This window comes from Bacillus sp. V3-13 (assembly GCF_002860165.1).
GTDB lineage: Bacteria > Bacillota > Bacilli > Bacillales > Cytobacillaceae > Bacillus_BJ.
Genome location: NZ_PGUZ01000057.1, coordinates 1 through 26,820, shown reverse-complemented (window position 1 = coordinate 26,820; position 26,820 = coordinate 1). Strand labels below are relative to the sequence as shown.

The 26,820-nt window shown below is 37.9% G+C and carries 22 protein-coding genes and 1 riboswitch; of the genes, 15 read left to right on the top strand and 7 right to left on the bottom strand.

The features are described 5' to 3' along the window. Positions 1 to 517 precede the first annotated feature (517 nt). From CU633_RS18365 to CU633_RS18330, 8 genes are all read left to right on the top strand, one after another. Positions 518 to 2,653, top strand: a complete 2,136-nt coding sequence (locus CU633_RS18365) for a BglG family transcription antiterminator (protein ID WP_101662032.1) — start codon at positions 518 to 520, stop codon at positions 2,651 to 2,653. Positions 2,654 to 2,665: 12 nt separating this feature from the next. After that, positions 2,666 to 3,100 (top strand): PTS sugar transporter subunit IIA, encoded by a 435-nt coding sequence (locus CU633_RS18360; protein ID WP_101662031.1) that lies wholly within the window; start codon positions 2,666 to 2,668, stop codon positions 3,098 to 3,100. Between the two features lie 2 nt (positions 3,101 to 3,102). Next, positions 3,103 to 3,369 carry a PTS sugar transporter subunit IIB gene (locus CU633_RS18355; protein WP_101662030.1) on the top strand — a complete coding sequence of 89 codons (267 nt, stop codon included), beginning with the start codon at positions 3,103 to 3,105 and terminating at the stop codon, positions 3,367 to 3,369. Positions 3,370 to 3,396: 27 nt separating this feature from the next. Continuing rightward, the gene (locus CU633_RS18350) at positions 3,397 to 4,692 is read left to right on the top strand and encodes a PTS ascorbate transporter subunit IIC (protein ID WP_101662029.1); all 1,296 of its coding nucleotides are present in this window, start codon (positions 3,397 to 3,399) and stop codon (positions 4,690 to 4,692) included. A gap of 73 nt (positions 4,693 to 4,765) precedes the next feature. Then, entirely contained in the window at positions 4,766 to 5,758 is a 993-nt protein-coding gene (locus CU633_RS18345; RefSeq protein ID WP_101662028.1) for a phosphotriesterase family protein, read from the top strand. A gap of 16 nt (positions 5,759 to 5,774) precedes the next feature. Further along, positions 5,775 to 6,515, top strand: a complete 741-nt coding sequence (locus tag CU633_RS18340; protein ID WP_101662027.1) for a creatininase family protein — start codon at positions 5,775 to 5,777, stop codon at positions 6,513 to 6,515. Further along, positions 6,493 to 7,212, top strand: coding sequence for a KDGP aldolase (locus CU633_RS18335; RefSeq protein WP_101662026.1), 720 nt, complete (start codon positions 6,493 to 6,495; stop codon positions 7,210 to 7,212). The genes CU633_RS18340 and CU633_RS18335 overlap by 23 nt, the downstream gene beginning before the upstream one ends. A gap of 4 nt (positions 7,213 to 7,216) precedes the next feature. Then, complete coding sequence (locus CU633_RS18330) at positions 7,217 to 7,951, top strand: SIS domain-containing protein (RefSeq protein WP_101662025.1); 735 nt, start codon at positions 7,217 to 7,219, stop codon at positions 7,949 to 7,951. Positions 7,952 to 8,968: 1,017 nt separating this feature from the next. Here the strand turns inward: CU633_RS18330 and CU633_RS18325 are convergent. Beyond that, entirely contained in the window at positions 8,969 to 9,745 is a 777-nt protein-coding gene (locus tag CU633_RS18325) for a plasmid pRiA4b ORF-3 family protein (RefSeq protein ID WP_101662024.1), read from the bottom strand. Between the two features lie 210 nt (positions 9,746 to 9,955). Next, positions 9,956 to 10,042: riboswitch (cyclic di-GMP riboswitch) on the top strand. Between the two features lie 63 nt (positions 10,043 to 10,105). Between CU633_RS18325 and CU633_RS22585 the strand changes: the two genes are divergently transcribed. The 3 genes from CU633_RS22585 to CU633_RS18315 all read left to right on the top strand — a co-directional run bounded on the left by CU633_RS22585 (position 10,106) and on the right by CU633_RS18315 (position 13,722). Next, positions 10,106 to 11,617, top strand: coding sequence for a DUF5667 domain-containing protein (locus tag CU633_RS22585; protein WP_142383438.1), 1,512 nt, complete (start codon positions 10,106 to 10,108; stop codon positions 11,615 to 11,617). A 153-nt stretch (positions 11,618 to 11,770) separates the two neighbouring features. Then, positions 11,771 to 12,463, top strand: a complete 693-nt coding sequence (locus CU633_RS18320; RefSeq protein WP_101662023.1) for a sigma factor — start codon at positions 11,771 to 11,773, stop codon at positions 12,461 to 12,463. Beyond that, the gene (locus CU633_RS18315) at positions 12,463 to 13,722 is read left to right on the top strand and encodes an anti-sigma-I factor RsgI family protein (protein WP_142383437.1); all 1,260 of its coding nucleotides are present in this window, start codon (positions 12,463 to 12,465) and stop codon (positions 13,720 to 13,722) included. The genes CU633_RS18320 and CU633_RS18315 overlap by 1 nt, the downstream gene beginning before the upstream one ends. Positions 13,723 to 13,759: 37 nt before the next feature. On the opposite strand, the gene CU633_RS18310 is transcribed toward CU633_RS18315, so the two are convergent. From CU633_RS18310 to CU633_RS18295, 4 genes are all read right to left on the bottom strand, one after another. Next, positions 13,760 to 14,344 (bottom strand): DNA-binding protein, encoded by a 585-nt coding sequence (locus tag CU633_RS18310; RefSeq protein WP_101662021.1) that lies wholly within the window; start codon positions 14,342 to 14,344, stop codon positions 13,760 to 13,762. A 78-nt stretch (positions 14,345 to 14,422) separates the two neighbouring features. Then, positions 14,423 to 16,132 carry a methyl-accepting chemotaxis protein gene (locus CU633_RS23750; protein ID WP_101662020.1) on the bottom strand — a complete coding sequence of 570 codons (1,710 nt, stop codon included), beginning with the start codon at positions 16,130 to 16,132 and terminating at the stop codon, positions 14,423 to 14,425. Between the two features lie 41 nt (positions 16,133 to 16,173). Continuing rightward, entirely contained in the window at positions 16,174 to 16,920 is a 747-nt protein-coding gene (locus CU633_RS18300) for an EAL domain-containing protein (protein WP_101662019.1), read from the bottom strand. Positions 16,921 to 17,575: 655 nt separating this feature from the next. Further along, positions 17,576 to 18,070 carry a sigma-70 family RNA polymerase sigma factor gene (locus CU633_RS18295; protein ID WP_101662018.1) on the bottom strand — a complete coding sequence of 165 codons (495 nt, stop codon included), beginning with the start codon at positions 18,068 to 18,070 and terminating at the stop codon, positions 17,576 to 17,578. A gap of 319 nt (positions 18,071 to 18,389) precedes the next feature. On the opposite strand from CU633_RS18295, the gene CU633_RS18290 reads away from it, so the two are divergent. Further along, positions 18,390 to 18,860 carry a hypothetical protein gene (locus tag CU633_RS18290; protein ID WP_101662017.1) on the top strand — a complete coding sequence of 157 codons (471 nt, stop codon included), beginning with the start codon at positions 18,390 to 18,392 and terminating at the stop codon, positions 18,858 to 18,860. 53 nt (positions 18,861 to 18,913) lie between these two features. On the opposite strand, the gene tagU is transcribed toward CU633_RS18290, so the two are convergent. Then, positions 18,914 to 19,846: a polyisoprenyl-teichoic acid--peptidoglycan teichoic acid transferase TagU gene (gene tagU, locus CU633_RS18285; RefSeq protein WP_101662016.1), complete on the bottom strand. Its 933-nt coding sequence runs from the start codon at positions 19,844 to 19,846 to the stop codon at positions 18,914 to 18,916. Positions 19,847 to 20,714: 868 nt separating this feature from the next. After that, positions 20,715 to 22,808 carry a S8 family peptidase gene (locus tag CU633_RS18280; protein WP_101662015.1) on the bottom strand — a complete coding sequence of 698 codons (2,094 nt, stop codon included), beginning with the start codon at positions 22,806 to 22,808 and terminating at the stop codon, positions 20,715 to 20,717. A 279-nt stretch (positions 22,809 to 23,087) separates the two neighbouring features. On the opposite strand from CU633_RS18280, the gene CU633_RS18275 reads away from it, so the two are divergent. The 3 genes from CU633_RS18275 (at position 23,088) to CU633_RS18265 (ending at position 26,633) form a co-directional block, all read left to right on the top strand. Beyond that, positions 23,088 to 24,014, top strand: coding sequence for an NAD-dependent epimerase/dehydratase family protein (locus CU633_RS18275; protein WP_101662014.1), 927 nt, complete (start codon positions 23,088 to 23,090; stop codon positions 24,012 to 24,014). Positions 24,015 to 24,091: 77 nt separating this feature from the next. Then, on the top strand, positions 24,092 to 25,078 hold the full coding sequence (locus tag CU633_RS18270; protein WP_101662013.1) for a glycosyltransferase family 2 protein: 987 nt from the start codon (positions 24,092 to 24,094) through the stop codon (positions 25,076 to 25,078). A gap of 127 nt (positions 25,079 to 25,205) precedes the next feature. Continuing rightward, entirely contained in the window at positions 25,206 to 26,633 is a 1,428-nt protein-coding gene (locus CU633_RS18265) for an oligosaccharide flippase family protein (RefSeq protein WP_101662012.1), read from the top strand. The last annotated feature ends 187 nt before the right edge of the window (positions 26,634 to 26,820 follow it).

The following is a 26,820-nucleotide window of genomic DNA, read 5'->3' as shown; positions in this document are numbered from 1 at the left end:
TACAAGAAAAGTGTCTTTTTTTCATTTATTTTACTGTATAAAACTGGTTAATCAACACGCCTGTTTTAAAACAGCTATTTTTGGCTTATAGTTACCGAAAAAACTCTGTCAACGCGTGATTATCTTATATTGTTTCTACACCATGGTAGCCTGACAACCTTTTCTTTGAGACTGTTATGTTCTTTTAGATCAAACAACATGCTTTTGTGTTCTTATCATATCTTTTAGGCGAAGTTAAACAATCAGCCCATTTCCTTGGCCCCGCTTACCCCCTTCAATGAATTAACTTTAGAACAGGAAATCATAAATTTATGTCAATACCTTTTCCAAAACGAATCCTAACTCATTAATGGGTCTCCTACAAATAATAAGACATGAAAAATTTAAAAGTACAATGCTTGCACAAATAATTGAACGTTATTTGGTCTCAACATTTGTAGTTTTCTGAATTATATTGTAGTTAATAGTAGAAATTTCGTGCTTTTTATTTAAGTATCACAAAAAGGGGGGACGCTAAGTGTCTTTAGACCAGCGAAGTACTTTGATTCTGTCGCATTTGGTTAACGCCCAATCGTATGTTCCATTAAAAGAGATTATGGAAAAGTTCAATATTTCCAGGCGCACCATTTACTATGACATGGATAAGATCAATGGCTGGTTAAAAGAAAATCAACTTCCCGTGATAAAACATACACGATCAGCCGGTTTCAATATGGATGAGACTGCAAAGAAGCAGATACCGCAAAAAATAAAGAATGTGCAAACCTGGCATTATGAATACTCAGCAAAAGAGCGCAAAGCCTGGTTAGCCTTATATCTTATGGGCTTTAATACTCCCATTTATATTGATGACCTGATGGAAAGATTAAGGGTGAGCCGAAACACTATTATTGAAGATTTAAAAGTTTTAAAGGACGATCTGGAAAAATATCATTTGAAAATAGAATTTGAACGTAAAAAAGGTTATGTCTTGCTGGGTGCTGAGGAGGATAAAAGAAAGGCCATTGTTTTTTATCTTTCACTCGTTTTGCCTGTGCTTAGCTGGCAAGATCTAATGACAAAAATACCATTCTTTTTAAATGGGGCAAATACGAACGGTTTAGATCTGTTTGAAATAGAAAAGCTTAAAGCAGTCCATTCAATTGTGTCTGAAGTTGAAAAGAATCTAAAACTCCAATTTACTGATGATTTTTTGCACAGCTTGGTTTTCAGGCTGTGGTTTTTTGGCAAGAGATTGGAGCAAGGAAAGAAAGTATGGATTGACCCAGTAGAAAAAGAGATATTACGACAAGCGAACGAATACGATGCAGCAATAAAAATCGGTAAAAAGCTTGCAGAATTATTCAACGCAAGATTTCCTGAGGATGAAATACTATACATCACGAAACATTTATTAAGTTCGAAAGTGCAGGCTTCAGAAAGCTTTTACGAAGATATAAACAATGACACATTAATTTTATCCAGGGTTGTTGAGCACATGGTAGTCGATTTTCAAAAATACGCCTGTATTTTCTTGGAAAAACGTGAGCTTGTTGTGAGAAACCTGCTCCTTCATGTAAAACCGGCTTTTTATCGGATTAAGTATGGATTGGAGGTGGAGAACCCAGTCGCAGGTTTAATAAAAGAAAAATACGAAGATATTTTCTTAATAACAAAAAAAGTTATCCATCATCTTGAGGAAGCTTTGGGCAAAGAAGTTAATGAGGATGAGACTGCATTGATAGCGATGCATTTCGGGGGTTGGGTGAAAAGGTCAGGAATAACGCCAGCAGCAAGAAAGAAAGCCATCCTCGTCTGTACAAATGGGGTGGGAACATCAAGAATTTTAGAGCACCAACTTGAAGGCCTATTCTCAACAATAGATATTATCGGATCCGTCTCATTAAGGGAATATGAGAGAAACCATCATGAAGCAGACTTCGTTATTTCTACTACTCCGATTCAAACAGATAAACCCGTGTTTGTTGTAAGTCCGATACTGACGGAATCTGAAAAAGAGGGATTGTTAAGAAAGGTTAATGCTATTTCTGATACAAAAGGGAAGTTTCGGAACTCTGTTGATGCTGTAATGGAGATTATCCATAAATATGCAAATGTGACTGACGAAGATAGTATGCTAAAGGAATTGAGACAATATTTATATCAACCCAAAAAAGCCGTTTATGAAGATAAAAAGCCTGAATTAAAATCGTTGCTAACTAAAGAAAAAATTCAGCTTATCACAGAGGCTATCGACTGGAAGCATGCTGTTAAGATAGCGGCGGATCCCTTAGTTAAAGATGAGACTGTCAATGAAGAGTACGTACAGTCAATGATTGACACTATCACGAAAATGGGTCCATACATTGTCATTGCACCAAAAGTGGCAGTACCGCATGCCAGGCCGGAGGATGGCGTGAGGAAACTAGGTATGAGCCTGCTGCGCCTATCCAAGAGTGTATCTTTCTCGGAAAACCATATACATGACGCTAATCTTATCATTGTACTGGCCGCTATAGATGAACAAACGCATTTAAAGGCGCTTTCACAATTGACAGCTATGCTATCGAATCCCAAAAATATAGAGTCACTCATTGCTGCTCAAACTCCGGAAGAGATTTTAAGAATGGTAGATATTTATTCAAATAGAAAAAGAAACAAACTTTTAATATGAGGAGTTAACATCATGAAGTTTTTGGAAGAGAATCTCGTATCGGTTGCAGTAGAGGCACCTACTCCTGAAGATGCAATTAAAGCCGCAGGCCAGCTACTTGTTGAAGGGGGAGCCGTTACGAGTTCCTATGTTGAAGCAATGCTGCAGTCTTTTCAAAAAAACGGGCCTTATTTTGTCCTTGCTCCACAAATCGCATTGCCACACGCAAGACCGGAGGATGGTGTAAAGGAAGCTTCCGTCTCGTTTGTCCAATTAAGACATCCAATTGAGTTTGGCAGCTCCAATGATCCTGTACAGCTGGTTTTCGCTCTCGGTGCTTCATCCAGTGAAGAGCATCTTCTTATTCTAAAAAAACTAATGACTCTGTTAAATGATCCGGCTAATGTTGAAAAGCTAAAAGAGGCCACAAACTACAATGATATAAAAACAATTATTGGGAGGGAATGATCATGAGAATTTTATGTGTATGCGGGTTGGGGCAGGGAACAAGCTTAATTTTAAGAATGAATGTTGAAACGGTTTTAAGAGATATAGGAATCGCAGCAGACGTTGAGCATACTGATGTATCTTCGGCATCCAGCATGTCTGCCGACTATATTGTAACAAGCAATGAGCTTTCCCAATCATTAACAAATACCGTCGCAAAAATCATTATTGTCCAAAACTATTTCGACCTTAATGAAATAAAGACAGCTTTAGAGAAACATATAAAATAACTAATTATTTAAGAGGGGGAAACTTAAATGGAAATCATTCGATGGACTGCCACGAACATTTTTGGTACACCAGCCATTCTACTGGGCTTTATTGTAATGCTGGGTCTGCTTTTGCAGAAAAAGACATCAAGTCAGGTTATCAGTGGAACATTTAAGGCCATAATCGGCTTCCTGATTATTAATGCCGGTGCAGCGGTCATTGTAGGTGCATTAAATATATTCGAACCTATGTGGAAAGAAGTCTTTAATCTTAAGGCGGATTCATTAGGGACATTTATGGGCCAAAATGATTTTAATGCGAAATATGGCAGTGCCGTAACGCTCGCGATGACCTTGGGGTTCTTAATAAACGTGCTGCTTGCCCGTTTTACAAGGTTTAAGTTTATATATCTTACAGGCCATATGATGTTTTGGACAACAACGGTTTTTGCGGGAATTGCAGTCCATTCAGCAGGGGATGTTTCATTTGGCAAACTTGTCATCTTTCTTTCAATCATTATGGGATTATATTGGACACTTCAACCAGCAGTAACACAGCCACTTATGAGAAAGATAACAGGGAATGACAATGTTGCCTTAGGGCACACCTCTGCATCGGTTGCGCTTATCAGTGGCCTATTAGGGAAGGTTCTTGGAAACAAAGAGAATGACTCAGAGAAAATAAAACTGCCTAAGGGTTTGGAGTTTCTAAGAGACTCTAATGTAATCACCGCGTTAACAATGGGACTGTTATTTTTAGTTGGCGCTATTATTCTATCAACAAAAGGAACACCGGAAGCAAAGGAATTAATTGCACAGTCAGGCGATCAAAATTTTATGATCTATTCTTTAATTCAATCCTTAACATTTGCCGGCGGTATTGCGATTGTACTTATGGGAGTAAGGATGTTTATTGGAGAAATCGTTCCTGCTTTTAACGGTATTGCAACAAAATTAGTTCCAGGAGCACGGCCTGCGCTGGACTGCCCAATTGTATTCCCTTACGCACCAAACGCAGTCATTTTAGGCTTCTTGGGGGCTTTTGCAGGTGCATTGATTTGGCTAGTTGTGATTGGAAATACTGTAGGTTACGTTTTTGTTCCGACTATGATCGTACTCTTCTTCCATTCGGCAACTGCGGGTGTTTTTGGAAACGCAACGGGCGGGGTAAGAGGTGCTCTCCTTGGAGGGTTCGTCACTTCTACAGTAGTTGCGTGGGGCCAATATATTATGGTTAAAATGCTTATTTCAAGCACCGTGCCGGACACAGCAATGTGGGCGGCTGACTCAGATATGTTTATTTTAGGGCCGATTATCAAGTTGCTTGCCGAGTTATTCTTGTAAATTATGAAAATACTAAAGGGCAGCTAATGCCCTTTATTTACTCTGAGTATCTGAGTTGTTGGGAGGAATCAGCTTGAGCTTTATTCGAACTCTTAGAGGAGACATTTCACCTAAAGAATTAGGTTTTACTTATTCCCATGAGCATATTGTTTGCCGTCCGCCGTTCTGGTTGGAAAAGGAGGCTCATGACCTGTTACTGGAGGATAAGGAAAAATCGAAGCTTGATGTAAATGATTTTAAGAGCCATGGTGGAAAAACGATTGTCGATGCTACTGCAATTGACTATGGACGTGATGTAAAAGCTGTACAGGAAATTTCTGAGGAATTGGATATTCATATAGTTGGCACTGCGGGTTTTAATAAAAGCTTCCTATGGAATGCAAAGATTCAAAAGGAATTGAAGCCAATATTGGGAGATTACGTAACTTACCATGAGTGGATTCAATCAAAAACTATAAACGAATTGACTGATTTCGTCATAGCAGAAGTGGAAGCAGGCCTGGAAGGAACTCCTTTTAAGGCTGGCCAGGTTAAATTCGGTACAGGCTACAATAGGATCACTCCATTGGAAGAAAAGACTTTACGTGCTGTAGCGCGAGCCCATAAGGAGACTAAAGCACCTATCCACTCACATACTGAAGCAGGAACAATGGGACTTGAGCAAATTGCACTTTTAAAAAGTGAAGGAATTGATTTATCACATATGAGCTTTGGCCATATGGATCGAAATCCTGATCCGTTCTACCACGAACAAATTGCACGCACAGGTGCGTTTTTATGCTTTGATGGGATTGCCAAAATTAAATATGCACCCGAAAGTACACGCATCCATTGCATCCTGGAACTGGTGAAAAAGGGATATGAGGACCAAATCCTCATAAGTGGAGACACGGCTCGAAAAACCTATTATAAACATTATGACTATGGGCTGGGCTTGGAATTTATTATTGCGAAATGGGTGCCGCGCTTTATAGAAGATGCTAACAGGCAAGGATATGATGGACAGAAGTTAATCGAAAAGTTTTTTATAAAAAACCCAGCAAGATGCTTCTCCTTTAAGAAATAGGAAGGAGGCTACATGCGTGATTTTTCAAACTGAAAATTCCTTTGAAATAAAAGAAAAAATCCTTAAAAGCAGGGTGGCAATTTTGCCGATCGGTGCTGTTGAAGCACACGGGCCCCATTTACCACTTGGAACTGACAATATACTGGCCGAGAGATTAGCCACTATTATTGCCGAACATACAGAAGCATTTGTTTTGCCAACAATGCCTTATGGACAGGTTTGGAGTCTTAAAAACTTTCCCGGGAGCCTCAACATTAGCAACCAAACTTTAATCAGTTTGTTGGTGGATTTAGGAACCAGCCTGTATGAACAGGGTTTTAGAGTGTTTGCAATTATAAATGCTCATCTGGGCAATTCGGTTGCATTGAAAGAGGCGGCCCGCATCCTTTATGATCAAGTTCCCAATTTGAAAACTCTGTACTTGTTCTACCCGGACACGTCAAAGGTAATCGCTCAAGTAAGGGAAACAGAGTCATCACATGCAACATATTTCCATGCGTGTGAAATTGAAACTTCTTATATGCTTTATCTGGCTGAAGAACATGTAGATATGAAAAAAGCTGTTACAGATATACCGAAAATCCCGAGTAGTGCCGATGTAACACCTACACCATGGGAAGAATTTACAAGCTCCGCCGTATTAGGGGATGCGAAGCTGGCCACTAGGGAGAAAGGCCGAAAAATTATTGAAGTCGCGATAGAAAACATCGTTATGTTGATTGAAGGTGCAAAAAGTGAAGCTTTTAAAACTCAATAGATTAGAAGACTTTGTATTGTTCAATTTTTTAGCAAAGCATAAACAGAATGCAATAGAAATCATGGAAGCCGGAGAAGGCTATGTCGTGCCGGGAATAGTTGCTTCAGATTTTGCTGAAATTGCAACCGGAATCAATAAAGTAAAAGAAATAAAAGAAGCAGCACCGATTGTCAGTATAGGTCTCGGTGAAGGCGGGAATTCAGAAAACTGGCATAGAGCTTTGAAAATTGCTGCAGACTCTAACCCGGGGCACCTCAACCAACCTTTTGAAATGGCCGGTTACTCGCGAGGGTACTTAGATGCGTTAGAAATCAGCCAGATGGTTAATGGTCTTGTAGCTCCTTCTGGGAGAGTTGGATTTGTGAAGCTGCCCACAGGGATGGAGCTGACGGTTGAAGAATTGGTCGAGCTCGCTGTGTACATCGGGGTAGAATCAATTAAATTCATGCCTTTAAATGGATTGGAACATTTGGAAGAACTGATTTATTTATGTAAGGTTGCGGCACGCAAAGGGATTAAGGCGGTGGAACCAGCAGGGGGAATATCCACTGATAATATAGCAGAAATTGTAAGTTCGGTGCAGAATTGCGGCATACCGTTATTTATGCCTCATATATTTGGGTCCACAATTGATAAAAGAACAGGTGAAACTGTGCCAAGCAAAGTGGCAGAAATTATTAGCCTTGTAAGGAGGTAAAACAATGCTCAATGAATATTTTATAAAAGCGAAAGAAAGAATTGATCTGGTTGAACAAACTGAAAAAGATAAGCTGAAAAAAGCAGCCGAGAAAGTCGCTGAAGCTATTCAAAAGGGCGGCATTATTCAATTGTTTGGATGCGGACATTCCCATATTCTTACCGAAGAAGTATTTTACCGTGCAGGTGGATTGGTGCCGATAAAACCCATTTTAGTAGAACCCTTAATGTTGCATGAAGGGGCTCTGCGTTCATCGGAATTAGAGCGGAAAAACGACTATGCCAAAGAATTTCTGAACGATCAAGATATACAAGTGAATGATGTGGTGTTTGTATTGTCGACATCCGGAAGGAATCCGGTGCCGATAGATGTCGCCGAGAAGGCCCGCCATATGGGTGCATTTGTCATCGGAATCACTTCATTGGATTACTCCATAAGTCAGCCATCAAGGCACAAAAGTGGTAAGTATTTATTTAACTCTGTAGATTTGGCAATAGATAATCACTCAGTTAGTGGAGATGCGATATTGTCATATGATAAGGTAAAGGTTCCCTTTGCCCCGACTTCAACTGTAGTTGGAGCAGTGATTTTAAATGCTATCTTCGCAGAAGCTATTAAAATAATAGCGGATACTGGGTTTGAACCTCCTGTTTTCTTAAGCGGGAATATTGATGGGGCGGATGAGTATAACAGGGAACTGGTGAAACGATATCAAGAAAGAATACCATTATTGTACTAGAATACTGGAAAGGTAATGCGAAGGAAAAGTGATATATATTAGTCCATTCTTTTGTATTTTTATTCTATGAAAAGGACAGTCCTTGAAAAGCTTGAATAAGCACTCAAGAACTGTCCTTTTTCATTAAACTAAAGATACCTGTTCTTCCTTTACTTTTAATGCTGGAAAATAATCATTTTTTTACGGACCTAAAGCAGATGTTTATAAAACAAACATTCGTGAAGTGTTGGGAGTAGCATAATAGATTGAATCCAAAAAGAAGAAATGGGGAAGAAAATAATTTGTTTTCGTTTTTGCTGGCTTGGCTGATTGCTAAGCTAGTTTTTTTATCTAAATGGATAGACAATCAACCCAAGCGAAGCCAAAAGCGCAACAAATAAAGATAATCGTATTCTATATCGAGAAGTTTAAAGTAAGTATTTATATACAATAAAAAAGGCCTTGCCGATACTCGCCAATGATTGGCTGTTACGGCAAAAGATCCTTATCCCATTTTTCAGCTATACAATTGTATTAGTTAAAGATCCTTCTTCGAGGTCTGTTCCAGATTTTCATATACGTATGGCCTTCTTTTATTATGAAGAATTTAATTCCGATTAGTTTTAAGGGAGTAAAGATTTCTTTCATATATAATAATGGCATGGCTTTAACCTCCTAATTGCTAGTAATCTAATAATAACTTGATAAAGAACATCTATAAATAAAAAAGTTCTCGATAAAGAACGACAGAGTTTTTAATAGTAATCGTAATTTTACTTGCATAAAGGGTATGATTTTGGTCGTAAAAAGGGCATTTTGAAGAATTTAGTAGAAAAAAATCACAAAAAAACACCGCGTTTATCGTAAGCAACCTTTATTTAATGTCCGTTATATCTTTTTGGGCTAGATTTGGTGCTTCGCAGTTACTATTGCCAGGCCGTACGGAAAAAGAAAGCTCAATAAACGAGGCTAGGGGGAAAAAGCCATCTTGATCAAAAAAAAGAGTGGATAATTAAATCCACTCTTAAAGACAAGCTATTATCGTTTCCTGTTTGTCAAAACTTTTTTTAGAGATTGGTTAACTTCTTCAATGTCAAACGCTTCCGGATCAATAGGATCATACCATTCCCGCAGCTCCTCCATGTATTCCTTTTCCTCTTGGTCAAGCTGGAGGTCGCTATGATCTTGAAAAGCGGCCAACAGAGCTGAATAGCCATAAATACCTCCGACGTCTTCCGGTGGGCAAGCACGTTTTCCTTTCAGGCAAACGGGGTATTTTGGCTTTTCGGATACTTCCTCAATCTTTTCTACTTTCACGATATGCTCCCAATTGTCTCCGAAATCATAGGTGTAGAGGAATTTATCCTTTTCCGTTCGAATCCAGTCTCCTAACTTTTCTTTCCTTGAATCAGCTGTTTCCCGCATATTAGGAAGGAAAAACCCAGTTTCTAATTCATCCTCGGGAAGCTCAATCAAAACATCATTGAATTCAAAGCTGTATAAATGATAATTTTCCCAACCCATTGCTACTTGAATCACTTCATGCAGCTGGTGGAAGGTTAACTCGCTATGCACTTCGATTCGTCTCCAAATAGGCGGCCGGATACCTTTTAGTGATACTTTCAATTGGTACGTCATTACAGGTTTTGCTTTTCGCACAGAACTTTTTTGTTTTTTTGTTCCTGTTCTTATATTTTTGATTTGATAATCCAGCAATTCATCAATTTCTGCTTTTTCTGAAGGTGAAAGGTTCTGATAGCCTTCTGTTTTTTTAAAGTCTTTTAAGAAATCGGTAAGGAGTTTATCAACTTTCATTCCAAATCTCTCCTATATAAAATATTTTTTGGACACTATTCTATTCATTCCTGGCTCGGGCTATTTTCTGCGTAAAAATAGAGAATTCAATCTTCTTCAATATTTTATACTTTTTATGGCGAAAACTCCATCAAATTACTGTATGTCGTAAATTTATTTCGCAAAATCCCCCCTCAAATTTCGACATCAAATCGTATAGAATACTAGAAAAGTTGATAAAGGCAAAACCATTGAAAAATGGCGACGCAAAGCTAGAGGGACTAACGGGGTTAAAACCTATGTCAGCCAGCTGCCAACACCAGTGCGGCGAAAATTATGGCTTTTTCATCTTTTCTTATTTTTTATAAGGAGAGAAGTTCAATGAACAGAAATATTAAGAGGCTCATTTCGGGCGGAGTTTTTATGGGAGGCTTACTGCTTAGCACTGCGGCTTATGCAGAAGGAGAGACAGCGCCAATTAACGACACAATAAACGCGCCAGTTTCCCAAGTGTCAGCAGGCGCGACACCAGATAATAGTTTTGCCTATTTCTTTGACAAGCTGTCTGAAGACCTGCAGTTGTTTTTTACTTTTAATGATGTAAAGGAAACCGAATTATTGCTTCAATTTTCTCAGGAGCGGCTTTCAGAACTGGCAGAACTCGCCGGGACAGATCAAGATCAATATATTACGAACTTAATTGATGAATATTTAGCTTCCTTGCAGCAAGCAGGAGATAAGGTTGCGCAGGTGGTATTGGATTCGGATATAAACGGAGAGGTAAAGGATCAGTTAACGAGTAAGTTGGAGCAAACTGCTGCACTCGATATCCCTGGCGAAGACTCGTTGGCAGACAATAAATTAGAGGAAGTGAAATCTACTAAAAAGGAAGCTTTTATAGTAGCGGGCGTGGTTAAGGAGTTAGATACAGAAAAGGTACAAGCACTGCGTGCAGAAGGCCTTGGATTTGGACAAATTGTCAAAGTCTTGGCTTTAGCTGAGGAAAGCGGAAAGACGGAAGCGGAAATTGTTGATTTATTAAAGAATAAAAAGATGGGCTTTGGAAAAATAGCGAAAGAGTTAAATATTGATCTTGGAACACTAGTTGGTAAAGTGATCAATCAAAAAGAAGATTTAATCGAAGAGGCGATAGAAGAAGCGGAAAAATCAAACGATACAGCCGCAATAGAACGATTGGAAAAATCATTGGGAGATATTAAGAAACAGAAGGTAGAATTTGAAATCGTAAAGGAGTATTCCGAAATAGAGCAGGAGGCAGCCGAGAAGCTTGCCAAAATTCAAGAAAAGCTTGCAAAAGGTGAAATGACCCAGACAGAAGCCGATAAGAAAATCAGAAAAATCCAGGAAAAAGCCGAAAAGGAACTTAATGAATTAAGAGAAGAAGCAGCTGAAGAACTGGCCGAACGGAATGAAGAAGGAAATTCCAACGACAGGCAAGAAGACGATAATGAAGGACAAAACGAAGATAACGAAGAGCAAAATAATTTAAATAATATTGGTGTGAACACAGAAAATAATAGAAAACAAGCAGAGCAAGGCTTAGCAAAACAAAAGGAATTAGAAAAGGGTAAAAAAGAACAGGAACAAGCGGCCAGGGAAGCAGCTGAACAAGAACGTGAAAGACAGGAAGAACAAGCAGAACAGCAGCGGGAACAACAGGAACAAGCCCGCAAGCAGCAAACAGAGCAAGAAAAAAGACAAAGAGAACAAGCAGAACAGGCTCGCAAACAACAAGAAGAATTAGCAAAGCAACAAGCAGAACAGTCTCGCAGACAACAAGAACAAGCAGACAAGCAGTATAAAGACCAACAAAAGCAAAATAGAGACGTAAACAGTGAAGAAGGAGAAAACTCAGAAGACGGTGAAGATTGAAAGGTCAAAGGAGCCACGCGGTTGGCTCCTTCTATTTGTATTTTATTCTCATGAATCCATTAATTAAGGAAATGAAAAAAGCATCTAAAAAGCTTCTTTACCCCTTTAAACTTTAAACGTATGATTATCTGGTAGGTACTTGGGGGTGGTCAATTGCAAGATTCAGAGCTTGGTATATTAATTTCAGCGGCGGTAAGCGGAAGCGAAAAAGATAGAGAAACGATCATTCGCCATTACCGCCCATATATCATTAATGCCGCCGGCCATATTACAGGCCGCTATATTAGCTGGAGCGACGAAGAGGCAAGTGTCAGCTTATTGGCTTTTAATCGTGCGATTGATACATATAATGGCCAGCGAGGGAGAACTTTTTTAAATTATGCCTATCTTCTTATCAAAAGAGATCTAATCGATTTTTTCAGAAAAGAACAAAAAGCCGGTCATTCCAACCAGGACGAAGAATGTGAGGAAAAGCAGTCTCTTCATTCTTACCAGCAATCTTTACAGGAGAAAGAATTGATCGAGGAAATTTTGGAGTTTAAGAAGATCTTAAACGAATTCGGTATTCTTTTTGAAGAACTCGAGCACTATGCACCAAAGCATAAAGACACAAGGGAAAAAATGATGTTAATTTCACACCAGTTTGTCAGTTTACCAGAAATGGTTGAGGAATTTTCGAGGGAAAAACGGCTGCCTACTACACTCTTCATCAAAAAAACAGGACATTCTGTTAAAACGGTCGAAAGATACCGGAAATATTTAATTGCGTTAATTATACTGAGGCTGCATCCGGAATGGCGCCAGCTATCTCAATATATCCGCATTCCAGTGGGAGATGAACAATGATGCTGAACAATAAAATCTATCAGGGAATTGTTATAGAGGTGACCCCGGAATATGTGGTGATAATGTGCGAGGGAGGCCTTTTTAAAAATGTTCCCCGGCCTGAAAATGATGTGCCGCGAATGGGCCAGCCTTACACCTATTCTGAAAAGAGAGATAATCGGTTTCGACCAATTAATTATTTACCACTCGCTGCCATTTTGATGCTCTCTGTCATCGGTTATTTTCTTTTTAACTCGCAATCTCAACAAGATTCGTATGTAGTCGCAATCGATATTAACCCGTCCATTGAGGTTCATGTCGATCAGCAGCTGAATATACTGAAAGTTATTCCTGTCAATGATGATGGACACAAAGTAATGAAATCGATCTCAGCTCAAGGTACAAATTTATATACGTTTATTGATGAATTTATCGGCCATACTGTCGAAAAGAAATATTTGAAAAGAGATAAAAAAGGGATGGTAGCTGTTACAGTTGTGCCGCTTAAGCAAAATTTGAATGAGCTCGAGGATGATATCCAAAGTACTTTGACGGCCTCGCTTAATGAAAAAAAGGTCGATGCTGAGGTTTCTGTTAAAAAAGAAAATAAGAACATCTTGAATGAAGCCCATAAAGCAAATCTGTCTATAAATAAATATATTACTTATCAGGATTTAATAAACAAAGGCCATAACATCAGCAAAGAAACCATCCGCAGCCGATCAATTGCAGAGTTAAAGGAGCTTTGGGAAAACACGTGGCAATCCGATGAAGGGAATAATCATTTAGAAAAGAATAAACTGAACGATTCAAATGCCAAGGATCAAAGCAATGATTTACCGAAAGAGGAATCTCCACCTGCTGGAACACGTACACCAACTGTTGGTTCAGACAATAAGCAGATGCCGGAGGCTGTAAAAAAAGAAGAGAGAAATAACAGCAGCAATACTTCAAAGGTTGATATCAACCATAAAGAACAACAAAATAAGCAACCGGCAGGGAACCAAAATCAAGGTTATGAACAACAAAATGAGCGAAAACCAGTTCCTGATAACAGCGGCATAAAGGAAGAAGATCAGAATGAGATAGAAAGGGATGAGCAAGAAACAGAACAGGAAGAAAATTTTAAGCCTCCGGCAAATGACGATCATCAAGAGAAGGAAGAACCGGAAAAAGCAGATGGGCCAGAAGAAGACCATCCTGAGCAAGGTGACGAAGAACGCATGCATAAGCAGGAGCCTTCAAATCCAAAGGATCTTGAAGAAGATTGGAAAAGATAATCAAAAAAGCACCCAAGAGTTGGGATGCTTTACTAAGTTATATCTGTTTATTATGTATCAGGGACTCCCGATCCTTTAACCGCTCATATTTCTTCACAACAGAGCTAAGTGTCCGGTTCAGCTTTTCAGAAATGGCTTGCATACTTAGCCCGGATTGGGCCCATTCTAAAAGCTGCTTTTCTTCTAAAATGGTCCATGGACAATAGTTCCGGTCCTTTTTGTATTTGCGTTCCTCCCTGACCCAATCGGGCTCAGGGGGTAGGGAGTTAGGATGCATTTTTGAAAAATCGATTTTTTCTTTATTATGTGCAGCCCATTTCCAAAATTGTTCGACGTCGATGAATGTGAATTTCTTTTTATATCTGGTAATCTGCTCTTTGTAAGGCAGCCCATGCCGGGCAAGCCAGCCTATAACCGTATTTCTGTCTACCTGCAAAAGTTTCGCCAGCTCGCCGGCAGTTATGTTTCCGGTGCTTGTTTTCGTATTGGATGTGCCCATTTTCCGGATCAGCGTCATTTCCAATGACTTTGGTGACCGTCCTAATTGCTTGGCGATCTCTGTTAATGGGCGCTTTCCCAGGTTTTCTTTAATGAAAACAAGTTCATCTTGTGTATAGAGCATGTTTTTTCCTTTCCGCGTAAATTGGCAGGAACCGAGTATCCGGGCCTGCCATGTTGTCTGTTTTCACCTTATAGATGTTTAAACTTTGAAACGGCTGACAAGCTCCTGTAAATTGACAGCCATATCTGACATTGAGCTTGCAGATGTAGAGATTTCCTCCATCGCTGCCAATTGTTGCTCTGTGGCCGCTGCAACCGTTTGTGCATGCAGGGAAGAATCCCTGGAAACAGCCGTTACGCTTGTAACAGTTGCTGAAACTTCCTGTGCTCCTGCCGACATTTGCTCCGCGGATGCGGCCATTTCATCAATTTGTCCGCCCATGTCTTCCATCGAAGCGATAATTTCTTTAAAAGCATCTTCCGTTTTTTGGACGATTCCCAGGCCTTCATTTACTTCTGACTTGACTTGGGTAATCGATTCGTTTGATCGGGTCATATCTGTCTGGATTTCTTTAATCATTTCCGAAATTTGCGCTGAAGATTGCTGGGATTGCTCAGCGAGTTTACGAACTTCATCCGCGACAACGGCAAAGCCTTTTCCATGCTCTCCGGCTCGTGCTGCTTCAATCGCCGCATTCAAGGCGAGCAAGTTGGTCTGGTTGGCAATATCGGAGATCGTTTTTGTGATCTCGCCGATTTCCTGTGATCGTTTATCCAGCAGTTTGATGACCTCGCCACTTTGATTGACGGAGCGATCAATCGCATGAATTTGCCGGACGGTGTCGCTTACATATTCTCCGCCTAGTTTCGCTTGTTCTGAGCCCTTTAAGCCGGCTTCGGCGATCGATGAGGACGCTTCTGCAATCAACTGGATCGCGTTCGTAATCTCTTCCATGGATTTTGATGTTTCTTCAAGGCTTGTAGTTGTATTTTCTGCACCGCTTGAAACCTGTTGAATTGCGGCTGTGATTTCTTTTGTAGCACGGCTTGTTTCCTCCGCTCCTGCTGTCAGCTCTTCGGAAGAAGCGGCAACCTGCTCGGATGTCTGCATTACCTGGTTAATCATATGCCGCAAATTGTCTTTCATTTGATTGTAGCTGGCGGTTAGCTTGCTGATTTCATCACCTGCAGAATCATCGACATTCGTCGTAAAATCCCCGTTGCCAGCCTGGTCCATTGCAACAGTAATTTTATCGAGCCTTTTTCTTAATCTTCTTGTAAAAAGGACAACCATGAAAAACGCCACAGGTAAAATAATTGCTAAAGCAATTGCGAATATTATGTAAAAACTGCGCAATGTTTCATCAATCACGCTTTGGGAGGCCCCGACATAGAAAATACCGACAACTTCTCCACTTTTGTCTTTAATCGGCATATAAGCGGTTTGATAGAAGTTACCGGCAACTTCGGCTTCCCCGTAAAAATTCTTTCCTTTTTTAATCACTGTGTTGGCAACTTCTGATGATACAGTGGTTCCGACAGCCCGTTTTCCGTCATTCATGACATTCGTCGAAATCCTTGTGTCACCTTGGAAGATGGTTACCGTATCTCCAGTGTATTTTCCAATCTCATCGACAACTTCAAAGTTATCATTCAAGACAACTTTACCTTTCTGAAGCTTTCCATTTTTAATTGTCCAGTCACCGGGGTATTTCTCATCTATATAACTTGAGGCAAGGCTTAAGTCTCCCTTAGCTTTTTCAACAGCAACCTTTTTAATTCCTTTCGTTACCTCACGCGCAACAACTGTCCCGATCACAGCTGAAAACAATAAAACAATGGTTAGCACTATTAAATTAATCTTTGTTCCCAGCTTTAAATTCAGTTTCTTTAGCTTCCCCTTGTTCATAAATACTTCTCCCCCTGTTCCCGCTGGCGTTGTATAAATTTCTAGTCCATACTTGCTGAAATATGTTCTTGAAAAGAATCCAATACTACAGGCTTTGCAATATAGTAACCCTGCAGCAACGGAACCCCCAGATTCCTGGCCACCAAAAGGTCCTCTGCTGTTTCGATTCCCTCGAGAACCAACATGTTTTTTCGATTTATGTATGAAAGCAAATATTCAATGCTTTGTTGTTTCACTAATGATTCTGATAGCTGAATGGAATATGTATGATCCAATTTCACAAATTCCGGTTCATGGCGCCTGATCTTTGTCAGCGATAACTCAGTAATCGGCAAATCATCAAATGCAATTTGAAAGCCGCTTGATCTTAAGAACTCCAAACGATCTGAAAAAATATCCTTGTTCCAACAGTCTTCTTCAAGAGCGGCTTCATTAATCTCAAAGATGATCTCCCCTTTAATTTCAGGAAAACGATTCATTAAGCCTTTTATAAACATTGGAAATTTGTCATGGATTAATGATGATGGGAAAACATTAACGAACAGGAAATATTTTTTAAAAAAAGGATAGTTCTTTATAGCATTTTGGATAGATGCAGTATCAAGCTCATAAAGAAGGCCCGCGTCGCGTGCATCCTGGAAGATGACCAGAGGACTGGTGCCGTCTTCAATCCGAAAAAAAGCTTCATAAGCGAAAATCGAGTTTGTCTCTGTATTCCAAAGAGGCTGATATTCACTGAAGAAAGAACGTTTCTCTAAGAGTGCTGTAATATAGTTTAGATCATTCATTTTATTCTTCTCCTCCTCTATGGATTTACCTAGTTTCACATAATTTATAGAAATTAAATTATTGTTTACAGCTGGTAGAATTTATAATGAGCATATATACCTATTACATTTTACTTAAGGTGTGGCTTTGTAAAATTATATCAATATTCGTGAATTTTTCAACATATTATTACAAAATAAAACAAAAAACTTCAATTTTCCCCTTTGAAACCAATTTATGGAGCTGCCGATATGAATATAGCAAAATCACTCGGAGAAAGATTCGAGCGGAAAACTTTCATAACCTGGTGCTACCTGGGATTAAATATTGAATATGAAACGACAAAAACTGCCGAGATTAGTCTGAAAATAACTTGAATTTTAAGTAAAAAGAGAAAATAGTCACATTTTGTTGGAGGAATTGGGGTTTTATTTATGTAAAAAGGCGGTATAAATAAAGTAGCAACTTTTAGAATCATCTTGCAAATGAATGTTATTGAGCAGAATAATTTAAAAAATAGAAGGAGTGGGTGAAATGAAGATCAAAGCAGGAAGCTGGAGAATGCTTACTGCCCAGGAGAAAATCTTTCTTTTAGAATCTATCAGCCAATGCTCCACTTTAAAGTTAAGCAAAAGGTGAAGATGATCACCAAGATCATCTTCACCTTTTACTATTTTATAGGTTATAATCAGCTGTTAAATGTTCCTTAATTATCTCCTTTGCTCCTTTTCGCCATCCCTTGACCGCTGACACAGATACCGATTCTTTTTCGGCAATTTCTTTTATTGTCATCCCGTCAAGGCAAGTATAGAGAACCCATTTAGTTTGCTTCTCATTTAGCGGCTCACAGTAGGAGAGTAATACCTTCCTTTCTAACGGCCGATCAGAACTCAGGTCCTCGATCAATTCCCAAAACCCTTCTTCAGGGTAAACGCTGCGCTCTTCGTTCTTCACATGTCTGGCCAGCTCTGATAAAAGCTTCCCTTTTACATAAGTATAGGCATAGTTCAAAAATACCCCTTTCTCCGAATTAAACCTTTCTTTAGCCTCCCACAAGCCGATTAATGCGATTTGGTAAAACTCATCCTCATTTTTGTATAGATGGAGGGAGCGGATGATTTTGTGGATCATCGGATTGTATTGCTCGGCTAATTCCTCAAAGCTCTCCATTTGAAATTCCTTTCAGGAAAGCGCGCCTATCCTTTTATTCCCGGGTAGCTCTAAGATAACAGCTGTTAAAAAATCCCTCTAGTCGAGAAAATGACGTTATTAGCCACCATAATGACGTTTTCGGCTAAGAAAACGTCATTTTCGCCGGTAGAAAATGAAAAATTAATCTTATTTGAGCAGCTAAGGAGGCAGGGGAACTGAGTGGCAGGACGTGCACTCTGCTTCCTGATCCCTACTTCATTATCAAGTTGTCCTATTAATATTCGTGACGACTTGTACATATGGTGTTTATAGAGATATTTTTTAAAGGAGATTGGATATGTACAGAAAGAGAAACTTATGGTTGAAAAGAGGTTTTCTCGTTGGAGCAGCCGCATTTGTTTTTTTAATAATTTTTATAGCTCGAATGATCCATCTTGATCCAAACAATCAAGCTGAAGAAGTAATCGATCAGTTTTATCAATATGAACAGGAAGGGAACTTCTCGGAATCATGGAGTCTATTTCATTCTACGATGCAGGATCGTTTTGAAAGGGGTGATTATATCCAGGATCGGGCCCATGTTTTTTTAAATCATTTTGGAGTTGAAACATTTACTTATGATATCGGCAAGGCTGAAGAAATAAAAGACTGGAAAATGACAGAGGAATCAGTGCCAATAGAGCTAGCCTACAAAGCAGAAGTCATTCAAACATTCACAGGGAAGTACGGAAATTTCGATATTCATCAAAACGTTTATGCGGTGGAGGAGGAAGGGGAGTGGAGGATTATCTGGGATTATAATCAGTGAGGCTTATCTGGAAAATAGAAAAGAGACAGTTCGCAAACTGTCTCTCAATCTTCCTAAATAGCCAAGTGTCCTTTTAATTCGTTTTGCAGGCGTAATTTCTCTTCATCAGAGACGATCAAATACCAAACTTTCCCGATCGTGTCGCCGGTCCCTGTCACAGTCATCTGCTGAATATTTTGTCCTGCATCCTTATAATGCTTTTGAATGTCAACCATTTCGCTGAAAGTGAGATTGGTTTTAATATTATCACCCAGCGCCTCAAAGATATCGCCAAATCGGGTTAAAGAAGAAAGGCTGGCTCCCTCACTAATTACCTCTTGAATAATCTGGCGCTGGCGGAGCTGGCGTCCAAAATCTCCTCTTGGATCCTCATACCTGATTCTTGAATATATTAAAGCTTGCTCGCCATTTAAGGTAATTTCTCCTTTAGGAAAATGAGCGCCTTCTACCTTCAAGTCCATATCATTATTTACCGTTATTCCGCCAACTGCATCGACAATATCCTGAAAGCCCTCCATATTGATTTGCATATAATAATCAATTGGGATATCCAGGAAATTTTCAACCGTATCCATTGACATTTCCGGTCCGCCAAAAGCATAAGCATGGTTGATTTTATCTTCAAATCCTTTGCCGATAATCTCAGTCCGCGTATCACGTGGAATGCTGAGCATTTTAACCGATTTTTCGCCAGGATTAACTGTTAAGACAATCATCGTATCAGAACGCCCTTTATCGCCCTCACGTTCATCCACACCAAGCATTAAAACAGAAAAAGGCTCCCGTTCTTCAAATGTGACCTCTTCAATCCGTTTTTCTGATTTCTCCCGCTTAATGGGTTGATGCATCGTGGAGACAGCATCGGTTAACGATTTATATACAGTAAAGCCGTATGCACCGGCTCCAACAACTAACAGAAGCAATACAATTCCAGTAATGCGAAGCCACTTTCTTTTTTTCTTTCCCTGGTTTTTATCAGACCTCATCCTAAACCCCCTATAAGTGGACAAAAATCGACTAGCTAACTAATAGAATAGCAGAGAAAAGGGGTTTTGGATACTCAAATTTTTACAAATTGATAGTTTGATTTTCATAATCACAACCCATATCTATTGTATGACTGTTAAAAGGAAAAATTAAAGATCTTGACTATTATGATGACAGAATAAATAATTTATCTCGTGTTTTGATTTATTTTCTTCTGATTTAAAGTTAAGGAATATATATTGCTAGAAATCAACTTGGAAATTCTCTTGTTTTTATTGATTTTAATAAAAACTAAGATGATTTCTGAAACTGCAAGTGAGTTAAATATTCTCACTGTTGTCAGTCTTCGTTTGGCTAACTTAATTTTTTTATTGGATCATTGTCAAACTCTTGGGTAGGAGTTCTTTCTTTTCAGAAGGGAAGGTTTCACCGATTGTTTTACACTTCAATTTAAACCTGACGGCTCCTCTCCGTTATTGGGAAAGCAAATGAGAAACAGGTTTTGACGATTTTTGTACAGCAAAATAATGGGGAGAGCGGCTTCAGGAGATTGATAATGTGCTTAAATGTACTTTACTAAATGTAGAATAATTCATCTCATGAAAATTACGATATAGTTTAGAGATTTAAATCAGAGCACCAATATTTCTAGATTGTTTCCTGGCATAAAAATGAAGGCGCATAAAAAACAAAAATCAAGCAACTACAGTCAATATTTATGTATCTATAGCTGCTTGATTGTTTGGAAGTGGGGTACTTTAAATAAAAGATATCGCTCAAAATGCTGACTGATAACGAAGAAATACTGGGTTATTTATTTTGGAAAAAGGAGACCACCCTATGATTTTTTAGAGAGTGTTTTAGCTATTATTGATTGATAACCGTGGCATGTTGACCTTGCACCCATTTAGGACCAATCCAAGTATTTATTCTATACCATCCGTTCCAATATTCTAAGGCTCTGACAGTCTGTGGAGTGATATAATCCATAATGAAAGAATCGGTAAACGGACTTTGATATAATGGTGAAACACCACCGATGATTAATGATACATTAGTTTGAGAAATAGGACCAACTAACGCATGTTTACCAGGTACCCATTTATCCCCCAGCCATGTATGAACATGATACCAGCCATTCCAAGACTCAAAAGAAACTATGGATTGCGGCGATATGTATTGGATAGGATTAGAATGAGAAAATGGTGAATTATATAACCCTGTAATATCATCATACCTGATAGTTTCAGTGTTTTTATTTACTAAACCATAAATAACATTTTCTTTTTTAACCCATTTGTCACCTAACCAAGTTTCTATTAAAAACCAGTTCTCAAACATCCCAACGGATTTAACCGACTGAGGTCCGATGTAACCTTGAATTTTTGCGTTGTTATTTGGTAAATCATACATAGGCGTATTTTCAATAAAAGTAATCATAGGATAGTCCTGAATTTGAATCCATTTATCACCTAACCATGAATGAATTTTATACCAATTCCCTGAATTCTCGAAGTAATAAATGGTTTGAGGACTTAGGTAAGATATAGGACTCACATCTCCAATATTGTTATATAGTGGAGTTATTGTCCTAAGTGATAATTGTTTTCTTGTTTTAGTATCCACTGTTAATTGTGATGCCAGGCTTTTAGAATATGCGTCATTTGCATAGATTGTATATTGATAATTGGTTGAAGCTACCACTTCTTCATCTAAAAAATTAGTTAACGCACCATTGTAAATAGTTTTTCCATCTCTTAATAACGTATAGCTCTTTGCATTATGTACAGGACTCCAGGATAAGTTAACATTAATATCTGTTGCCACTGCATCAAAAGAATCTGGAGTATTAACGGGTGTTACATTAGGAAATGAGATTAAACCATGTCCAAAAAAATTGTCCTTTCCCGCAGTTCCTAAGTCTTTTGTTGTCAAGTTTAATATTGTGCGCAACTCTTCCTGTGTACTTAAAGGGTTGGATTCTTTTAACAAGGCTAGAAAACCGGTAACAAAAGGAGCAGCCATCGATGTCCCGGATTGTTTACAATAAGCGTTAAGAAGGCAAGTACTCAATATTTCAACCCCGGGAGCGGAGACTTCTACTTTTGGTCCTGTTGAAGAAAAGTCAGCTAAGTTATTTAATTCATCCAGAGCTGAAACAGCAATAACTGAGCTATATTGAGCTGGATAATTTACAGAACTGTTATTTCCGTCATTACCGGCTGCTGCGACAACTAAGATTCCCTTTTGATATGCCAAGTTAACTGCATCTTCCAATGCTGGAGATTCGTAAGGTGACCCGGCACTAATATTAATCAAGTCCATATTGTTAGAAATCGCCCAATCAATTCCGGCAATAATGCTGGATATATAACCATTACCCTCTGCATCCAAGGCTTTAATAGCATAAAGGTTTGCGTTTGGGGAAACTCCTATAATACCTGTATCATTATCTTTTGCAGCAATTATTCCCGCAACATGCGTTCCATGTCCATTATCATCATCGTAACTGCTTGTATAATCAACTACAGAAGTTCCACCGGTAATATTCAAATCTGAGTGATTGTTAGCAATACCAGTATCAATAACCGCTACATTTACTCCCCAACCTGATAAGCCATTATTCTTTGCAAATTGGGCTCCTGTCCGTTCTACTCCCCAATCTATTGCTTGATTCTGTATCTTTATAATTTTATCCTCTTCTATTGACAGGACATTTGTATCTTTTTTTAGAGTATTTATTTGCTTGTCGGATAGCGTGGCAGTTACTATTGGTACTTCTTTGAATTTACGGTGTACTTTCATAGACTTTTCATTTTTAAAAGTTTTTATTTCTGCACCCTTTTTATAAGTAATAATAACTTTTTTTTGTTCGTTATTTTCTTCACTCGCCTGCGTATCTAAGGAAAAGTAAAAGAAGGGCAATATAGCAAAAATAAACAATAATATTAATTTTTTCAAAAGGTCATCACCTAGCTTTATAGATTAGTATTCTTCCTTTATTATATGTTTTTTGTGTAATACATCAAGATAACTCCATGTTTTTTGCCCAGGTTATATTAACATATAACCAATTTTAATTAGTGAATTGTCACGAGAAAACATTCATATACGTTTTTCGGAGAAATAGGTGCCACTTAGGGGGTATTGCTATAGAGAAGAACTATTTGATACAATGAGATTTAATGTAAAACGTTTTTTTTAATATATCATGAAAACTGTTAGGAGTTTGAGATAAGCATGGCGCAAAAAGTATTAGTTACAGGTGGCTGTGGATTTATAGGTTCGCATATAGTAGATGGTTTACTGCAAAAAGGATATCAGGTAGCAGTTGTAGATAATCTTTTAACCGGAAAGAAAGAAAATATTAAGGGAAAACCAGTGAAATTTTTTGAATGTGATATTTTGGATGAGCGCCTGTTTACAGCGTTTGAAGATTTTAAGCCGGATTATGTTATACACCAAGCTGCTCAGGTAAGTGTGAGTGAATCAATCGCAGATATTGTGAAGGATGCAGATATAAATATAAAGGGTACCTTACAAGTTATTGAAGCGAGCAGAAAACAAAAAGTAAAGCGAGTCGTATTTGCCTCGTCTGCAGCCGTCTATGGCAATCCTGATTATTTACCTATTGATTTAGATCATCCCACTTTACCAATGTCACCGTATGGACTATCAAAACTCACCGTCGAGAAATACTTAGAGCTAACTAAGTCTTTATTTGACTTGGACTATACTATTTTACGATACAGCAATGTTTATGGACCGAGACAGAGTGTTGAAGGTGAAGGTGGAGTGATCGCGATTTTCTCTGATTTAATCAGTAAGAATATAAACCCCACTATACATGGGGATGGCGAGCAAACTCGAGATTTTATTTATGTTTCTGATGTTGCAAAAGCTAATATTAACGCTCTTCAGGCCAACAAGACAGGCACATTTAATGTCTCATCTTCACAAGCTATTACGATTAATGATCTGTTTTTTACATTGATTAATTTTTCTGGACAAAAGTTACAACCTAATTATACCGAAGAACGTAAAGGAGATATTAGATCGAGTGTATTGTGTAACAAATTGACACAACAGGAATTGGGGTGGGAACCCTCTGTTTCATTAGAAGTTGGTCTAAAGGCAACAATTGAGTACTTCAAAAGTGTAAAATAATTTCAAAAAGAGAGGGTGTGTTTTCATATCTTCTCTTTTTCTTAATACTCTTGCAAAGAAAAAAATTATAGGAGTCAATTATGAATGAAAACCATTTAGTTTCTGTGGTTATACCGCTTTATAATGCTGAAAAATATATTGGTGTAACACTTGAATCTGTAGTAAATCAAACGTATAAGAATATAGAAATTGTTGTAGTTGATGATGGAAGTAAAGACAGATCTTCAACAATCGTACTTGAATTTCAAGAGAAATATCCAGAAATGATTAAGTATGTGTATCAACAAAATCAAGGTGTATCCGTTGCGAGAAATACTGGTATATATCAAGCTAAAGGTACTTATATAGCCTTTTTAGACAGTGATGATTATTGGGACCAAACAAAAGTAGAAAAGCAAATGAAAAGCATAAGTGAAAATAAAATGGATGCTTGCTACTGTGGCTATATTAATTTTATGGATGAAACTGCAGAAGAGACAAAACAAGAAGTAAAGTTTATAAAAGGGGACCTAACAAAAGCCTTTCTAACTCATCAGGTATTAGCGCAAACAAGTACTTGGATTATTAAAAAGAATATTTTAGTTCGAAATAATATCACTTTTACTCCAGGCGTTAACTGGGGTGAGGACTTAGAATTCTTTTTTAAAGTAATGAGTGTTACCAATGTTTGTTATGTTGATGAATATTTAACTTACTATAGAATCCTCTCGACGGGTAATTTAAGCTCAAAATTTCGAAATTATAATTTGAAGACTGAGAAAGAATTAGAAGTTTATCAGAGGATAAGAAATTGGATTATAGAAAATAAGCATCGCCTTATTTCTCCTAATAGCTCTAATTTACTGAGAATTATTGATACTTATATAAAACCTCATATTATCATTGACAATGCATGTATTTATTTTAGAATGAATGATGACATTGAAAAAAAAATTTGTCTACAAATAAAAGATGATTTATCTCGATATGTTCAGAAAATATATTATCAAAATGGCCGGAAAAGTATAAAGTTAGTTATGAAGCTAATGTATGTCCATATGCAAATTAAAAAATATATAAAATAACTTAATGGAAGGTCGCTCTACAACAGGCGGTTCTTCCTTTTGTTTTAAATTAAATATCATACGAAGGTTGTTTTTCAAATTAAGGCAAACGAAATTTATAAATATATTTTGAAAGGTATTATGAAATATGGAAATGAAAAAAATACTAAAGAATGCTTCATACTTATTTTTAGGAAATATAACTGTCAGGTTTATGCTAGCAATTGCAACTATTCTTTTTGCAAGATATGTGGGACCGGTTGAATATGGGATTCTTTCTGTTGCTTTAGCTTTCTCTGGGGTCGTGTGTTATTTTACAGATGCGGGGTTAACACATACTTTCATGAGAGAAGCAACAAAAAAAGAGGCCAATTTAAGTGAATTAATAAGCAGCTATTTTAGGATAAGACTTATTTTAGCTATGGTTATCTCTATTCTGACTTTTATATTTGTGGAAAACTTTTATCAAGACGATCTTATGAAAAATATTATTTATTGGATTGTATTTCCTACTATGTTTGGTGCAACACTGCAAGGTATTGGTAATGCATACTTTCAAGCTACCGAAAGAATGCAATTTACAGCAGGCATTTCTGTTTTACAAGGTGTTACTGCTTCATTTGCATTAATTTTGGGGATGTTTTTTAAATGGCCATTGGTTTTTGTGGCAGCTATGTACGGTGTTTCGAGCATTATAACTGGATTAATTGCGCTTATTCTAGTTCTCAGAAACACAAAGGTTCACAATGGATGGAATAAAAGTATATTAAATCAACTTTTATCATTTACCATAAATGGTATAATTATCATGATGTTACCTCAATTAGGTCCACTTATCCTTGAAAAGGTATCTTCATTAAGTGAAGTGGGTTTTTTTGCAACAGCTTTTAAGATACCAGCAGTTCTTTACCAAATACCGGGAGTAATTGCAGCTGCGTTTTATCCTAAGTTATTTTCATTTGGAAATGGTGGGCAATTAAACGAACATAGAAATTTATCAGCGTTTGAACTTAAATTAATGTCATTTATTGGATTTGGCATTTCCTTCCCTTTTATTGCTAACCCTGAATACTGGATTGTGTCGTTACTCGGATACGAATGGACTCGTTCTGCAGAAGCATTAGCCATTCTTTCTTTTATGGTGATATTGCAGTCTATTAACTATCCGTTAGCGGATTTCCTAACTACAAAAGGTCAGCAAACAAGAAGAACGCTTGTTATGTCCATAGGTTTGGTAGTAGCCATTACCCTTTATATTATTTTAGGAAGGCAATTTGGTATGGCGGGGGGGGCTTTTGCCGCAATAATTACTGAGATTACTTTGTTAATTGGGTTCACCATTTCCATTGAAAAAGGAGTGTCATTATTACTAAGAGGTTTATTATTTAATCTTTTTGGTTTCTTGGCATCCTTATTAATTTACCACACCCTACTTGCAAAAATTTATCCTTTCCCTGCTCTTTCATTAGGCTCCATAATTTATGCACTCATTGTAATCACTTTAGACCGGCAAATTCGAAATAAAGTATTTGATGTTATTCGACAGAAAGGAATCCTTAAAAAGAGATTTAATTAGTTTGATTTTAAAGTAAAATAAAAAAATGATCGATCAATAGCACCCTCTTGTCGTAAATGAATTCAAAAATTCAACGATTTAAAGTGGGTGTTTTAATTTATACAAGATAATAAATCTGAAACAGCTGAGTATTGCGAAGAGAATGAGCCACTAGTGCGAAGTTTTGAGCCACTGTTTGCGGACAATA

Coding starts and splice junctions, on each gene's coding strand:
- CU633_RS18360 (WP_101662031.1), top strand. CDS start 2,666: ATGAAGTTTTTGGAAGAGAATCTCGTATCGGTTGCAGTAGAGGCACCT.
- CU633_RS18355 (WP_101662030.1), top strand. CDS start 3,103: ATGAGAATTTTATGTGTATGCGGGTTGGGGCAGGGAACAAGCTTAATT.
- CU633_RS18350 (WP_101662029.1), top strand. CDS start 3,397: ATGGAAATCATTCGATGGACTGCCACGAACATTTTTGGTACACCAGCC.
- CU633_RS18330 (WP_101662025.1), top strand. CDS start 7,217: ATGCTCAATGAATATTTTATAAAAGCGAAAGAAAGAATTGATCTGGTT.
- CU633_RS18325 (WP_101662024.1), bottom strand. CDS start 9,745: ATGAAAGTTGATAAACTCCTTACCGATTTCTTAAAAGACTTTAAAAAA.
- CU633_RS22585 (WP_142383438.1), top strand. CDS start 10,106: ATGAACAGAAATATTAAGAGGCTCATTTCGGGCGGAGTTTTTATGGGA.
- CU633_RS18315 (WP_142383437.1), top strand. CDS start 12,463: ATGCTGAACAATAAAATCTATCAGGGAATTGTTATAGAGGTGACCCCG.
- CU633_RS18310 (WP_101662021.1), bottom strand. CDS start 14,344: ATGCTCTATACACAAGATGAACTTGTTTTCATTAAAGAAAACCTGGGA.
- CU633_RS23750 (WP_101662020.1), bottom strand. CDS start 16,132: ATGAACAAGGGGAAGCTAAAGAAACTGAATTTAAAGCTGGGAACAAAG.
- CU633_RS18300 (WP_101662019.1), bottom strand. CDS start 16,920: ATGAATGATCTAAACTATATTACAGCACTCTTAGAGAAACGTTCTTTC.
- CU633_RS18295 (WP_101662018.1), bottom strand. CDS start 18,070: ATGGAGAGCTTTGAGGAATTAGCCGAGCAATACAATCCGATGATCCAC.
- CU633_RS18290 (WP_101662017.1), top strand. CDS start 18,390: ATGTACAGAAAGAGAAACTTATGGTTGAAAAGAGGTTTTCTCGTTGGA.
- tagU (WP_101662016.1), bottom strand. CDS start 19,846: ATGAGGTCTGATAAAAACCAGGGAAAGAAAAAAAGAAAGTGGCTTCGC.
- CU633_RS18275 (WP_101662014.1), top strand. CDS start 23,088: ATGGCGCAAAAAGTATTAGTTACAGGTGGCTGTGGATTTATAGGTTCG.
- CU633_RS18265 (WP_101662012.1), top strand. CDS start 25,206: ATGGAAATGAAAAAAATACTAAAGAATGCTTCATACTTATTTTTAGGA.